The sequence below is a fragment of the Kutzneria sp. 744 genome (assembly GCF_000568255.1).
GTDB lineage: Bacteria > Actinomycetota > Actinomycetes > Mycobacteriales > Pseudonocardiaceae > Kutzneria.
Genome location: NZ_KK037166.1, coordinates 6,067,635 through 6,081,382 on the forward strand (window position 1 = coordinate 6,067,635; position 13,748 = coordinate 6,081,382).

Consider the following 13,748-nt stretch of genomic DNA (forward strand, 5'->3'; position numbering starts at 1 on the left):
CTCAAGGGATTAGTAAACAGTACAGCACTGTTTACTAATTGGAGCAGAAGAAACCGCCCCTGTCGAGGGGGCGGCTTGGGGCTACGTGAGTGGCTTACTTACACCTGAGGCACACAGGAGCCACTCACGTGGCGGAGAGGGAGCCCGTCAGCGGATGCGGTCGATGCGCTGGGTGGCGTCCATGTCCTCGCCGCGCATGTCGAACTGCTGGGTGGCGTCCAGGGCCGGAGCCTCGGCCGCGGCGGCCTCGCGGGCGATGCGCTCGCGGCGGCCCTTGATCACCTCGAACACGATCGGGATGACCGACAGCACCGGGATGGCCACCAGGAAGATCTCCAGGTGGTCGTGCACGAGCGGGACCTGGCCCAGGAAGAAGCCGAGCAGCGGCACGACGACGGCCCACAGCACGCCGCCGAGGGCGGAGTACGTGAAGTACTTGCGCGGGTCCATCTTGCTGATGCCGGCGACGGCGGTGATGAACGTGCGCACGATGGGCACGAAGCGGGCCAGGATGATGGCCCGGGCGCCGTACTTCTCGAAGAACTCGTGGGTGTGCTCGATGTGCTTGCGCTTGAAGATCTTGGAATCGGGGTTGCTGAACAGCTTCGGGCCGATCGCGGCCCCGATGTAGTAGCCGGTCACGTTGCCGACGACCGCGCACACCGAGAGGATCACGCAGGCCAGCCAGATCGGCATGTCCACCACGTGCTGGGCGATCAGCAGGCCCAGGGTGAACAGCAGGGTGTCACCCGGGATCAGGAAGCCGATCAGGATGCCGCAGTCGGCGAAGATCAGCAGAGCCACGCCGACGAAGACGTACGGGCCCAGGCCCTGCAGGATGGTGTTGGCGTCGAGCCAACCCGGCAGGGCGACAGTGGTGGTCGTGCTCGCGAGGAACGCGGTGTTCACGATTCCCCAAGGTACAGGTGTTGGCTGAGTGTCCGATTTACAGCATGCTCAGCAGCCCGGCCACGGCCCCGCCGGCCAGCCCCAACACCAGCGCGAACAGCAGGATCAGCCAGCCCGGCACCTGTCCGCGCTCGGTGCGCATCCTGGTCGTCGGCACGGCGTTGGTGGCCGTGGCCCGGGTCGGCAGCTCGGGCAGCAGGTGGTCGAACTCGCCGACCGGCGGCCCGACGGTGCTGCCGACCTCGCTGCCGGAGATCAGCCCGAAGCCGGGACCCGCGCCGACCGGCCCGTACAGGTTCTCCAGCGGCGAGAACCGCTCGGTCTCGTACTGGTGCTGCGAGTTGTTGATGCGGATGGTGGCCAGCTCGCCGGTCATGGGGCCGGAGCTGAGCTCGCGCAGCACCATCTCCTCGGTGAACGCGCCGTCCCCGGACCCGGCGGGCGGCTTCGGGTTGGCCTTGGGCTCCGCCACGGCGGCCGCGGACGCCTCGTCGCCCAGCTTGGAGTCACTCAGCTCGGAGTCGCCCGACTCGGAGTCACTCGGCTCGGAGTCGACCGGCTGCTCGGGGACGACCGGCTGCGCAGGCGCGGCGGCGTCCTGTTCCGGCGACTCGTCCTCGACGGCCGTGTCATCAGGGGCCTCGTCCGCGGCGGCCTCGTCCGAGGCGGCGGTTTCGGGCTGCTCCGGGGCCGGATCGGCGGCCTTGGTCAGCACGGCCGGCAGCGGCGGCATCGTCACCGGCGTGCTCACCGCCTGGGCCCGCAGGGCCTCCGCCAGCAGCCGCTCCGGGTCGTCGGACTTGCTCACGGCGACCACGTTAGTTGCTGCGGAGCACGCCGAGCAGCCGGGTCACCTCGGCGGCGACGGCGGCCCGACCGGGGGCGAGGTACTTGCGGGTGTCCACGACCTGCGGATTGTCGGCCAGATAGGCCCGAACGGCGGCGGTGAACGCGGTGTTCAGATGGGTGGCGATATTGATCTTCGTCATCCCCGCGCCGACCGCACGGGTGAGGTCGGCGTCGGCGACACCCGAGGAACCGTGCAGCACGAGCGGCACGCCGACCTTGTCCCGCAGCAGCCCGATCAGCTCGAAGTCCAGGACGGCGTCCCGGGTCAGCATCGCGTGCGAGCTGCCGACGGCGACGGCCAGCGCATCGACCCCGGTCGCCTCGACGAACTCGCGGGCCTGGTCCGGATCGGTGCGGGCGCCGGGCGCGTGCACGCCGTCCTTGCCGCCGACCTCGCCGAGCTCCGCCTCCACGTGCACGCCCGCGGCGTGGCAGCGCCGGACCACCTCGGCGGTCGTGCGCACGTTCTCCGCGTAGTCCAGTTTGGACGCGTCGAACATGACGCTGGTGAAGCCCAACGCCACCGCCTCGTCCACCAGGTCCGCGCTCTCCGCGTGGTCGAGGTGCACGGCCACGCGGGTCGACGACTGCCGGGCCACGGCCAGCGTCGCCAGCCCGATCGGGGCCAGCGAACCGTGATAGCGCACGGCGTTCTCGCTGATCTGCACCACGACCGGCGCCCCGGCCGCCTCCGCCCCGGCGACCAGCGCCTCGGCGTGCTCCAGCTGGATCACGTTGAACGCGCCGACACCCCGGCCCGCGAGGGCGGCGGCATCGACGATCTCGCCGGTCGGCGTCAGCGTCACGAACGGTCCTCCCGTGAACCCCCGCGGTACACGTCCTGCACCCGCAATTCGTTGTCCAGCACGACAAAATCGGCCCGCAACCCGACGGCGACGGCGCCCACGTTGTCGGCGAGACCCAGCAGCTGCGCGGGACGGCCGGCGGTCGCGGCGACGGCCTCGGCCATCGACAACCCGCACTGCTGCACGAAGTTCCGGAACGCCAGGTCCATGGTCAGGGTGCTGCCGGCCAGCGAGCCGCCGGCCAGGGTCGGCACGCCGTCCTGGACGGTGACCTCCAGCCCGCCGAGGTCGTAGACGCCGTCGCCCATGCCGGCCGCGGCCATCGCATCCGTGATCAGCAGCGTCCGGGACGGGCCGGCGTGGTGCGCGGCCAGCCGGACGGCCGTCGGGTGCAGGTGCACGAGGTCGCAGATCAGCTCGACGCTGACCCGCTCGTCGTCCAGCAGCGCGCCGATCGGGCCGGGCTCGCGGTGGTGCAGCGGCCGCATGCCGTTGAACAGGTGCGTGGCCACCGACGCGCCCGCGTCCACCGCCGGGACGACCTGCGCCTCGGAGGCGTCGGTGTGTCCGATCGCGACGATGACCCCGTTGTCCACCAACAGTTTCGTGGCCTCGACCGCGCCCTCCAGCTCCGGCGCGATGGTCACCATCTTGATCGTGTCTTCGCCGGCCGCCAGCAGCGCGCGCACGGAGTCGAGGTCCGGTGGCCGCAGGACCCGGGGGTCGTGCGCGCCGCAGCGGGCCGCCGACAGGAACGGGCCCTCCAGGTGGATGCCGGCGACGTCCCCGCCGCGCACCAGGTCCCCGAGCTCTTCGATCTGCCGGGCCAGCTCCTTGATCGGCCGGGACACCAGGCTGGCGATCGTGGTGGTGGTGCCGTGCCGGCGGTGCGCCGCGATGGCCAGGCCCGGGTCGTGGCCGGTGAACGCCCGACCGCCGCCGCCGTGGCAGTGCACGTCGACAAAACCCGGCACCAGCCAGCTGCCGCCGAGGTCGACAGTGGCATCGGCTCGCTTGCCGGCGCCGACGGCGTCGATCCGGCCGTTCGCCACCGACACCCAGCCGGGGTCGAGCACGCCGTCGGGTGTGAGCACCCGACCGCCGGCAAGCACCAGGTCACCCACTAGCCCTCCACGGCAGTGTCCATGCCGCCCGTCCCGGGCGGGGCCGTGGACGCCACGAGGCCGGCCTCTTCGGCTCGGACGGCCATGCCACTGAAAAGACGTGTCATGTCCGTCCTTCACCTCCAGAGGCCGGCGCGTCCACGGCATCAATAGCCATCAGTGCGGCTCCCAGACAGCCTGCCTCATCGCCGAGGGCGGCGAGCAGCAAATCGGGCTGCCGTTGGAACACGATCAGTTCCGCCAGCCGCTTGCGCAACGGCTCGATGAGCAGATCACCCGCCAGTGCCAGGCCGCCGCCCAGCACCACGGCCTCCGGCCCGAGCAGCGTGGCGGCGATCAGGATGCCCTTGGCCAGGGCGTCGACGGCGTCGTGCCAGACGGCGACGGCGTCCGGATCGCCGGCCCGCACCAGGTCGGCCACCACCGAGGCCCGGTCGACCTGCTGGCCGGTGCGGGCCGAGTAGCGCCGGGCGATCGCCGCCGAGGAGGCCACGGCCTCCACACAGCCGCGCTGCCCGCAGCCGCACGGCTCGCCGTGGCCGACATCGACGTGCCCCAGCTCGCCGCCGTGGACGTGCAGCCGGCCGCCGATCATCAGCGCGGCGGCGATGCCGGTGCCGATGGGCATGATCACGACGTCGGTCAGGCCGCGGGCGGCGCCGAGCCGGTGCTCGGCCAGCCCGCCGGCCCGCACGTCGTGGCCGAAGCTCACGGGCAGGCCGGTCCGCTCGGCCAGCAGCAGCCGGAACGGGAAGTCCCGCCAGCCGAGATTGGCCGAGAAGACGCCGATGCCCTCGGCCTCGTCCACCACGCCCGGCACGACCACGCCCACGGCGTCGACGGGATGGTCGACGGCCCCGCGCAGCTCGTCCACCAGCTCGACGATCGCGCTGACCACCGCATGCGCGGTGCCCGTGCCGTCCTCACCGCGTGGGGTGACGCGGCGCCTGCTGGTCACCACGGTCGCCGCGGTCGGCGTGCCGGATACCAGGGCGGCCTTCATGTCCGTGCCGCCGACGTCGACGGCCACCACGTACCTAGTGCGAGCCACGAGCGGAGATAAGCATTATTGGTCTACACCTCGCAAGACAACCGAGCGGGTGAGATGCCGCGGCTGGTCCGGGTCGAGGCCCTGGTCCAGGGCGATCGCCACGGCCAGTCGCTGAACGGTCACGAGTTCGGCCATCGGGTCGCGGTCGCCGGCGCGGAACCGGCCACCGGTGGCGGCCACCTGCTCGGGCAGCCCCTCGGGGGCGGTCCCGAACATCCACGCCATCCGGTTGGGGCCGGTGATGCTGATCGGGCCGTGCCGGTACTCCATGGCCGGGTAGGCCTCGGTCCAGGCCCCGGCCGCCTCGCGCATCTTCAGCCCGGCCTCCAGGGCCAGGCCGTTGGTCCAGCCGCGGCCCAGGAACGTGAACTGCTCGACGTCGAACAGCTCCTCGTCCAGCGGCTCGACGACGGCCAGTTCGACGTCGGCGATCGCCCGGCCGAGATCCTCGCCCAGGCTGGCACGCAGCAGGGCCAGCGCGGTCGTGGCGAACCGCGTCTGCACCACCGACCGCTCGTCGGCGAAGTCCAGCACCACCAGCTCGTTCGCCTTGTCGACGATGGGCGTGTCCGGATCGCCGATCAGCGCAAGGGTCGGCGTCTGCCCGCGCAGCCGGTCCAGCGCGTCCAGCACCTCGGTGGTCGTGCCGGAGCGGGTGATGGCCACGACCCGGTCGTAGCGCCGCGAGAACGGGAACTCGGAGGCGGCGAAGGCGTCGGTCTCCCCCTGGCCGGCGGCCTCCCGTAGCTGGGCGTAGGACTGGGCGACGAACCACGACGTGCCGCACCCGATCACCGCGACGCGCTCGCCCGGCGCTGGCAGACTGTCGGGCGCCAGCGTGACGGCCCGCCGCCAGCAGTCCGGCTGCGAGATGATCTCGGTCTCGACGAAGTGCACAGTGCCCCCTCGACTGCTCATAGCTGTCCGAAACACAGGGTACTCGTGCACAAACACGCAATGAAGGGGTCTGTGGATGAATCGGTACGAGCGGCTCACCGCCCTGCTGGAGCTGCTCGCCGAGCGGGGCCGGGTGGAGGTCGACGACATCGCCGAGGAGCTCCAGGTCTCCGCCGCGACCATCCGCCGCGACCTCGACCACCTCGCCGAGCAGCAGCTGCTCACCCGCACCCGCGGCGGTGCGGTCGCCCACGCCGTGTCCTACGACCTGCCGCTGCGCTACAAGACCGCCCGGCACGCCGACGCCAAGCTGCGCATCGCCCGCGCCGCGGCCGCGCTCGTGGAGAAGGGGGCGGTGGTCGGGCTGAACGGCGGCACCACCGCGACCGAGGTGGCGCGGGCCCTGGCCGCCCGGTCCGAGCTGGACCTGACCATCGTCACCAACGCGCTGAACATCGCCAACGAGCTGACCGTCCGGCAGCAGATCAAGCTGGTCGTCACCGGCGGCGTGGTGCGGCCGCAGTCCTACGAGCTGATCGGGCCGCTGGCCCGGCTCATCCCCGACGAGCTGACGCTGGACGTGATCTTCCTCGGCGTCGACCACGTGGACCCCAAGCTCGGCGCGTCGGCCCGCAACGAGGGCGAGGCCGCCATCAACCGGCTGTTGGCCGAGCGGTCCGGGCGTGTCGTGGTGGTGGCCGACTCGTCCAAGCTGGGCGGCTCGGCCTTCGTGCGGATCTGCCCCATCGAGCAGGTCGACGGCCTGATCACCGACACCGAAGCCGACGATGCCGTGGTCGCGCAGTTCCGCGACCACGGCATCGACGTGCAGTTGGTCTAGCAGTTGGTCCAGCTCGGGGTCTAGGGCCTGTTTCAGATGTCAGAGCCACTCGTTGATCGCCGCGATAACGACCGTGGCCTCATACCGGACAGCGAGCTTGTCGTACCGAGTGGCCACGGCCCGGTTCCGCTTGAGTCGGTTGATGCCGCACTCCACAGCATGCCGCCGCTTGTAGATCTCCTTGTCGAACGCCGGCCGACGACCACCACGCGCACCACGGTTCTTGCGATGGAGGATCTGGTCCGCCTTCTCCGGAATCGTGCACCGAACACCCCGCCGCCGCAGGTAGCAGCGATTGGCGCGGGAGCCGTACGCCTTGTCCCCCAAGACCCGATCCGGGCGCGTCCGCGCCCGCCCCCGACCCAGACGGGGCACCCTGATTCGCTCCAACACCGTCTGGAACTGCGGCGAGTCACCCCGCTGCCCGGCCGTGACCACGACCGACAACGGCTTCAGCCCCTGCTCGGTCGCCAGGTGCACCTTCGTGGTCAGCCCGCCCCGGGACCGGCCGATCCCATGGTCATCCGGCTCGGTGTCGACTCCACCCGGAGATTCACGCTGGTCAGCCCCTTTTTACGCGCGCCAGCGGCATGCTGGTGCGCGCGAGCCACAGTGGAGTCGACGCTCACATCCCAGGTGATCAGCCCGGCCGCGTCAGCCTCGGCCTGCAACCGGGTCAGGATCTGTTTCCAAGTCCCGTCGCGCTGCCAGCGTCGGAACAGGCCATACACGGTCTGCCACGGCCCGTACCGGTCCGGCAGGTCTCGCCACTGCACACCCGTCCGCACCCGGAACCGGATCCCGTTGATGAGTTGCCGTTTCGGGTGTTTGGGCGGGCGTCCAGACTTCTTGCCCTTGGGTAGCAAGGGTTCCAGCTTTGCCCACTGCTCGTTCGTCAGATCACCACGACCCACCCGAAGATCATCTCAAACCGAGATCAACTTCTGAAACAGGCCCTAGTTGGCCATCGCCTTCTGCAGGGCGTCCAGCGCGCGGCTGGCCGTGGACTTCACGGTGCCCTTGGAGATGCCGGTGGCGTCGGCGATCTCGGCCTCGGACAGGTCCCCGTAGTAGCGCAGCACGAGCACCTCACGCTGGCGCGGCGGCAGCTTGGACAGGGCGTTGACCACGGCCTGGTGCTCGGCCGTCAGCATCGCCAGGCTCTCCGCCGAGCGGGCGTTGGCGGTGTGCGGCGGGGTGTAGTCGCGGGCGGTCTTGCGGCGGCGCAGCACCGACCGGCTGCCGTTGACCACCGCGGTCCGCAGGTAGCCGACCGCCGCCTGGGCGTCCCGCAGGCCGCCCCAGTTGCGGTGCAGGCCGGTGAAGGCCTCCTGCACCACGTCCTCGGCCGTCGCCGGCTCGTCCACCAGCAGGATCGCCAACCGGACCAACCGCATCCGGTGCTGGCGGTAGAGGTCCTCCAAGGTCAGCGGGGCAGCCGTGGAAGGTTCCGGGCCGTCCACCGCCCGGAGGCTGGAGAGGGTCCGCTCAACGCTGTTCGGCTGCACGTCCACGGCGGCGAGAATACCCAACCGGTGCATTAGTTTGATTGGCGAATGCTCACAAGGGAGGTAACGGTGCCCAAGTACGCCGTCGAGTACAGCTACATCGAGGACGTGCCCCGCCGGCACGCCGTCCGGCCGGAGCACCGCGACTACCTGCGCGCACTGGCCGAGCAGGGCAAGGTGCTGGCCGCCGGGGCGTGGACGGCGGACGACGGCGGGCTGCTGGTCTTCGAGGTCGACGACGAGGCCGAGATGCAGAAGGTGCTCGACAACGACCCGTACAAGGCGGCCGAGGTCATCGCCTCGACCAAGGTGACCGCCTGGACCCCGGTCCTGGGCGTCTGGCTGGACTGAGTTTTACCGGGCGCGCCGGCTCTCGAAACCGGCGGCGCCGCCCGGGCCGACCGGCCGCGAGGCTTCCGCGCCACGGACCTTGATGTCCTCCAGCGCGGCCTGGTCGGCGTCCTTCGCGCCCATCGCCGAGATCGGCAGCGACAGCTGGTTGACGATGCCGCGGAACAGCTTGAGGCCGCCGACCCAGCCCGGCACGTGGATGGCCTTGGCCCGGCGGTTGATGCCCGCGACCACGGCCTTGCCCACGTCGGACACCTGGTAAGTGCGGCCCAGCGGGCCGGGCAGGCGGCTGCGCATCTTGCCGAACACGGGGTGCTGGTCGGCGCTGGTGACCATGTCGGTGGCGATCCAGGAGAAGTACGCGGTGCCCACATCCACGCCGAGATGGCGGACCTCGGCCCGCAGGCTGTCGGAGAAGGCGTCGACGCCGGCCTTGCTGGCTGCGTAGGCGGCCATGCCGGGGGCGTGTGAGATGGCGGCCAGCGAGGACACCACCAGGCAGTAACCGCGGCTGGCGATCAGGTGGGGCAGGCAGACGCGCACGGTCCGCCACACCCCGAGCAGGTTGATCTCGATGGTCCGCTCGAACGCCGCCGGGTCGATGGAGCGGACGAAGCCGGTGGGCGCGATGCCGGCGTTGGCCATCACCACGTCGATCCGCCCGTAGCGCTCCATCACGCCGCCGACCGCGGTTTCCAGGGCTTCCCAGTCGGTGACGTCGGCCTCCCAGGCGCCGGCGTCCGGGCCGCACTCCTCGGCCGTCGCCGCCAGCAGCTCCTTTTCCAGCCCGACCAGGGCGACCTTGGCCCCGAGCGCCGCCAGGCGGCGCGCCGTCTCGGCCCCGATGCCCCGGGCCGCGCCGGTGATCAGCACAACCTTGCCGGCCATGGTGTTCATGCCCACACGCGCCTCCTCGCCGACTGCCTCTAGGGGCACCGTAACGCAACCTACCGTCAGTAAGCTACTGGCGAGTTCAATACGCTGCACGGCGAACGGCCGGGGCGCGCGGGAGTCGGCGGAGGGTGCGGAAGGGAAGTTGGAAGTGGCAAAAAATCGCCCTCGGCCTCGACATATGTCGGGGGTCGGTGAACGATGTTTCCCGGTTCCCCTTCAACCGTTCGAACCCTTCCCGCGGGGCCGTCAAGGTCCGATGTTCCGATCTTCACCGCGATTCGAACATAGTCCTGAACCAGCCCGCGCTGCCGGGCGTGATCGTCCGGGGCAGACCCTTCGGCCCGAACTGCCGGTCACCCCTTTCCGGATCGGCCCTGCGACCGTACGATCACGGAAAGTCAACTGTGAATGATGCGATCGATATCTGAATGAGCTGGGTTGACGGGATAGCGCTGGCTACGGTGAGAGAGGAAGAGCCTGCCAGGGGTGACGGGCTACCGGACGAAACGACAGGAAACGAACTGTCTCCGCTACTGGGAGGGCGGGGTACGGGGGAGACGAGGGGCGCAAGTTGGAGGGGACCGGGCGCGCTGCCAGGTACCGGGACGTTTTCGCCAACGGCGAGTTCCGGGCCTTGTGGCTGGCCGAGCTCGTTTCCACCGCGGGCGATCAGATCGCCCGCGTCGCATTGTCACTTCTTGTGTTCGATCGAACACGCTCCGCTGCACTGGCCGCGCTGACCTTCGCGTTGACCATGCTGCCGGCGTTGTTCGGGCCCCTGCTCGCCGGCCTCGCGGACCGTTATCCGCGGCGCAACGTCATGATGACCGCCGATATCACGCGCGCGGCGCTGATGGCGATCATGGCGGTGCCGGGAGTTTCGCTCATAGCGCTTTTTGCCCTGCTTTTCATCACTCAGCTGCTCGGTTCGCCGTCGAATGCGGCGCGCGGAGCCCTGTTGGCCGATGTTCTTTCGGGTGACGAACTCACCGTGGGGCAAAGCCTGCGGGCGGTGGTCGGCCAGATCTCGCAGGTCGCCGGATTCGCCGGCGGCGGTTTCCTGGTCACCCTGCTGACGCCGTACGGCGCGCTGGCCGCCAACGCGGTGAGCTTCGCCGCCTCGGCGGCCCTGATCATGCTCGGCGTGCGGCCGCGGCCGGCGGTGGGCTCGGGCGGTGAGCAGATGTCGCTGTGGACATCGACCCGCCGGGGAGCCCGACTGGTGTGGGCCGACCGGCAGCTGCGCACGCTGGCCTTGATGATCTGGATGATCGGCCTGCCGGTGGCGGCGGAGGGGCTCGTCGTGCCCTACCTGTCGGCCCTGGGACACACGCCGACGCCGAATCCGGTGGATGTGGGCTGGCTGCTCGCGGCCACGCCGGTCGGCGCCATCGTCGGCGCGCTGATCATCACGCGCGTGCCGCCCGAGCAGCGGCTACGGCTGATCGGTCCGCTGGCGGCCCTGTCGGGGCTGCCGCTGTTCATCTGTGCGCTGGAGCCCGATCTCGTGGTCTCCTGCGTGTTGTTCGCGCTGTCCGGGGTGGCCGCGTCCTACATGGTCGTAGCGCCGCCCGCGTTCATTCAGCGCACACCCGTCGTCGGCAGGGGGCAGGCGATCGGGTTGATGTCCTCGGGAGCGATCGCGGCGCAAGGCGTGGCCGTGGCGCTCGCGGGGGTGCTGGCAGACGGGATGGGGCCGGCCGGCACCATCGCGATCGCGGGCCTGGCGGCAGTGCTCGCCGGGCTCGGGCTCTCCGTCGCCTGGCGGCGGAGCCGGCTTGAAGAGGTCGGTCATGCTGCCTAGGCGGGCCGATCGCAATCGGCCCGCCTCGCCATGGCAGAAGAGCTCTATGAGGGCTCCCAGCCTCTCGGCGGCGACACCGTCATCTGACGCACCCCCTCCCGAGCCGGCATTGCGGGCTTCGCCGCCGTCAGTGTGCACTCCGGCTACGCACTTTGCCAGCCATCTGACTAGCGCCGATGCCTATTCGTGTTCCACCGTCCCGAGGGGGTCTCAATGTCCAGCACTTACGTGAGGTCCATGTTCTCCGGATGGCAACTGTTCCAGGTGCCACGGAGAGCGATCGGTTACTTGCTGGCAGTAGACGCGGTGGCACTACTAATAGTGCTGATATCGACACTCAATGTGACAGTGACAACGGGGGAAATTGTCACTGCGAGTGTGCTTGCCGGTTGTGGCGTGGCCCACACGGAACTCGCGAGCGGTATCGAAAAGGCGCGCCGCGCGGCCGCCGGGCAGGGTCACGTCGATCTTGCCTCGGTCTGGGTGTTCGCCGGCGTGCTGCTGTTGCCGACGCCGCTGATGGCCGCGGTGATCGCCGTGGTCTACGCGCATTACCAGTGGCGCAACCCGTTCGTCGGCTGGCACCGGCGGGTGTTCGGCATCAGCGTCATGATCATCGCCGGCGCGGCCGCGGCGCGGCTGCTCGACCTGGTCGGCGGCCCCGGACACCTGTTCGGCGCGACCGTCGCCCCGCTGACCGTGCTGGTCGTGGTGGCCGCGCTGCTCACGTTCAGTGCCCTGGACGTCGCCATGATCGCCGCCCGCGTGCTGCTCTACGGCACGCCCGGCGTCACCGTGCGCAAGGGCTTCAGCGACCCGTCCAAGCACATGCTGGAGATCTCCACCCTCTTCTACGGCGCGCTGCTGGCCTTCGCGCTGTCCTACAGCCCGGCGCTGGTCGTGCTGGCGCTGCCGCCGGTGCTCATGCTGCACCGCGCTGTGCTGCTCAAGCAGGTCGAGGAGAAGGCGTCCAAGGACGCCAAGACGGGCCTGTTCAACAGCGAGGGCTGGCACAACCGGGCCAGCCGTGAGCGTTCCCGCGCGATGCGCGCGAATGACGGCTTCGGCCTGCTGATGGTCGATCTCGACCATTTCAAGAAGGTGAACGACACCTACGGCCACGTGGCCGGCGACGCGGTTCTCAAGGCGGTCGCCGACGCCATCTCCGCCGAGGTGCGCGACTACGACTCGGTCGGCCGCTTCGGCGGCGAGGAATTCGTGGTTCTCCTACCCGGCATGTCCGAAGATGACGGAGTAGGCGTGGCGGAGCGTATCCGGCACGCGGTGACACAACTCGCGGTGGAAGCCCCGGTGGAGGGGCGCACGACCATCATCCGGAACCTGTCCGCGTCCATCGGAGTTTCGACCTTCCCCAACGCCGGCGACGACATCGAACCACTGCTCCTAGCCGCCGACGCCGCCCTCTACCAGGCCAAGAACAGCGGGCGAAATCGCGTGGTGAGCTGCACGGCCCTGGCTAAACCGGTGCTGGCGGTCGCGGCCTGAAACCGGGCATGTCGCTCGGGCGGCGCTGACTGTATCGTTCCAGCGGGCGCGTCCGCTCGGCGGTTCGCCGCCGGCGGCCGCCTCGTAGGATGGTGCGCGAAAACGTCGAAATCCCGAGGAGTGACGACCGATGCCTATCGCGACCCCCGAGGTCTACGCCGAGATGCTGGACCGGGCGAAGGCGAACGAGTTCGCCTACCCGGCGATCAACGTGACCTCCTCGGAGACGTTGAACGCGGCGCTGCGCGGCTTCGCCGAGGCCGAGAGCGACGGCATCGTCCAGGTCTCCACCGGCGGCGCCGACTTCCTGTCCGGCACCAAGGTCAAGGACATGGTCACCGGCGCGGCGGCGCTGGCCGAGTACGCGCACGTGGTGGCGGCCAAGTACCCGGTCAACATCGCGCTGCACACCGACCACTGCCCCAAGGACAAGCTGGACGGCTTCGTCCGCCCGCTGCTGGCCATCAGCCAGGAGCGCGTGGCCCGCGGCGAGAACCCGCTGTTCCAGTCGCACATGTGGGACGGCTCCGCGGTGCCGCTGGACGAGAACCTGACGATCGCCGCCGAGCTGCTCGACCAGGCGGCCAAGGCCAACATCATTCTCGAGGTGGAGATCGGCGTCGTCGGCGGCGAGGAGGACGGCGTCGCCAACGAGATCAACGACAAGCTCTACACCTCCAACGAGGACTTCCTGAAGACGCTGGCCGCGCTGGGCGCCGGTGAGAAGGGCCGCTACCTGCTGGCCGCCACCTTCGGCAACGTGCACGGCGTCTACAAGCCGGGCAACGTCAAGCTGCGCCCCGAGGTGCTCAAGGCCGGCCAGGACGTGGTGGCCGAGAAGCTGGGCAAGCCCGGCACCAAGCCGTTCGACCTGGTCTTCCACGGCGGCTCGGGCTCGCTGCCGGAGGAGATCGCCGAGGCGGTCAGCTACGGCGTGGTGAAGATGAACATCGACACCGACACCCAGTACGCCTTCACCCGGCCGATCGTCGACCACTTCTTCAAGAACTACGACGGCATGCTGAAGATCGACGGCGAGGTCGGCAACAAGAAGGTCTACGACCCGCGCAGCTACCTCAAGGCGGCCGAGGTCGGCATGGCCGCCCGCATCGCGCAGGCCGCCGAGCACCTCAAGTCCAGCGGTCGCATGATCGCCGGCTGAGTCCGGACTCTCAGCTCTCGTCGAGCGCGTCCAGCAGCCGCTGGAC

14 protein-coding genes are annotated in these 13,748 nt (G+C 69.9%); 5 read left to right on the forward strand and 9 right to left on the reverse strand.

What is annotated here, in order from left to right; translation table 11 throughout:
• Window positions 1-147 precede the first annotated feature (147 nt).
• The 6 genes from KUTG_RS27485 to KUTG_RS27510 all read right to left on the reverse strand — a co-directional run bounded on the left by KUTG_RS27485 (window position 148) and on the right by KUTG_RS27510 (window position 5,657).
• On the reverse strand, window positions 148-909 hold the full coding sequence (locus KUTG_RS27485) for a DedA family protein (protein WP_043720783.1): 762 nt from the start codon (window positions 907-909) through the stop codon (window positions 148-150).
• Between the two features lie 37 nt (window positions 910-946).
• On the reverse strand, window positions 947-1,717 hold the full coding sequence (locus KUTG_RS27490; protein ID WP_157494800.1) for a hypothetical protein: 771 nt from the start codon (window positions 1,715-1,717) through the stop codon (window positions 947-949).
• 10 nt (window positions 1,718-1,727) lie between these two features.
• Window positions 1,728-2,564 (reverse strand): class II fructose-bisphosphate aldolase, encoded by an 837-nt coding sequence (locus KUTG_RS27495; protein WP_043720788.1) that lies wholly within the window; start codon window positions 2,562-2,564, stop codon window positions 1,728-1,730.
• A complete protein-coding gene (gene nagA, locus KUTG_RS27500; RefSeq protein ID WP_043720790.1) occupies window positions 2,561-3,688 on the reverse strand; it encodes an N-acetylglucosamine-6-phosphate deacetylase in 1,128 nt (375 codons plus the stop codon). Before nagA ends, KUTG_RS27495 begins: the two co-directional genes overlap by 4 nt.
• Before the next feature lie 103 nt (window positions 3,689-3,791).
• On the reverse strand, window positions 3,792-4,739 hold the full coding sequence (locus KUTG_RS27505) for an ROK family protein (RefSeq protein ID WP_043720792.1): 948 nt from the start codon (window positions 4,737-4,739) through the stop codon (window positions 3,792-3,794).
• A gap of 15 nt (window positions 4,740-4,754) precedes the next feature.
• Entirely contained in the window at window positions 4,755-5,657 is a 903-nt protein-coding gene (locus tag KUTG_RS27510; RefSeq protein WP_052395481.1) for an SIS domain-containing protein, read from the reverse strand.
• A 55-nt stretch (window positions 5,658-5,712) separates the two neighbouring features.
• On the opposite strand from KUTG_RS27510, the gene KUTG_RS27515 reads away from it, so the two are divergent.
• Complete coding sequence (locus KUTG_RS27515; protein ID WP_043720797.1) at window positions 5,713-6,477, forward strand: DeoR/GlpR family DNA-binding transcription regulator; 765 nt, start codon at window positions 5,713-5,715, stop codon at window positions 6,475-6,477.
• Between the two features lie 39 nt (window positions 6,478-6,516).
• On the opposite strand, the gene KUTG_RS56650 is transcribed toward KUTG_RS27515, so the two are convergent.
• Together KUTG_RS56650 and KUTG_RS27530 are read right to left on the reverse strand one after the other, a co-directional pair.
• Window positions 6,517-7,391 (reverse strand): IS5 family transposase gene (locus KUTG_RS56650; RefSeq protein ID WP_198047272.1). Its coding sequence is split into 2 segments (ribosomal slippage): window positions 6,517-7,001 and window positions 7,001-7,391, totalling 876 coding nucleotides; the frame shifts between segments, so codons are not numbered across the junction.
• A gap of 42 nt (window positions 7,392-7,433) precedes the next feature.
• A complete protein-coding gene (locus KUTG_RS27530; protein WP_043730829.1) occupies window positions 7,434-7,991 on the reverse strand; it encodes a SigE family RNA polymerase sigma factor in 558 nt (185 codons plus the stop codon).
• A gap of 63 nt (window positions 7,992-8,054) precedes the next feature.
• Between KUTG_RS27530 and KUTG_RS27535 the strand changes: the two genes are divergently transcribed.
• Complete coding sequence (locus tag KUTG_RS27535) at window positions 8,055-8,336, forward strand: YciI family protein (RefSeq protein ID WP_043720800.1); 282 nt, start codon at window positions 8,055-8,057, stop codon at window positions 8,334-8,336.
• A gap of 3 nt (window positions 8,337-8,339) precedes the next feature.
• Here KUTG_RS27535 and KUTG_RS27540 read toward each other — a convergent pair whose 3' ends face one another.
• Entirely contained in the window at window positions 8,340-9,233 is an 894-nt protein-coding gene (locus KUTG_RS27540) for an SDR family oxidoreductase (RefSeq protein WP_043730831.1), read from the reverse strand.
• Between the two features lie 568 nt (window positions 9,234-9,801).
• On the opposite strand from KUTG_RS27540, the gene KUTG_RS27545 reads away from it, so the two are divergent.
• From KUTG_RS27545 to fbaA, 3 genes are all read left to right on the forward strand, one after another.
• Window positions 9,802-11,034 (forward strand): MFS transporter, encoded by a 1,233-nt coding sequence (locus KUTG_RS27545; RefSeq protein ID WP_043720802.1) that lies wholly within the window; start codon window positions 9,802-9,804, stop codon window positions 11,032-11,034.
• 396 nt (window positions 11,035-11,430) lie between these two features.
• The gene (locus KUTG_RS27550) at window positions 11,431-12,540 is read left to right on the forward strand and encodes a GGDEF domain-containing protein (RefSeq protein ID WP_052395483.1); all 1,110 of its coding nucleotides are present in this window, start codon (window positions 11,431-11,433) and stop codon (window positions 12,538-12,540) included.
• 130 nt (window positions 12,541-12,670) lie between these two features.
• The gene (gene fbaA, locus KUTG_RS27555) at window positions 12,671-13,702 is read left to right on the forward strand and encodes a class II fructose-bisphosphate aldolase (protein ID WP_043720809.1); all 1,032 of its coding nucleotides are present in this window, start codon (window positions 12,671-12,673) and stop codon (window positions 13,700-13,702) included.
• Window positions 13,703-13,748: the final 46 nt, after the last annotated feature.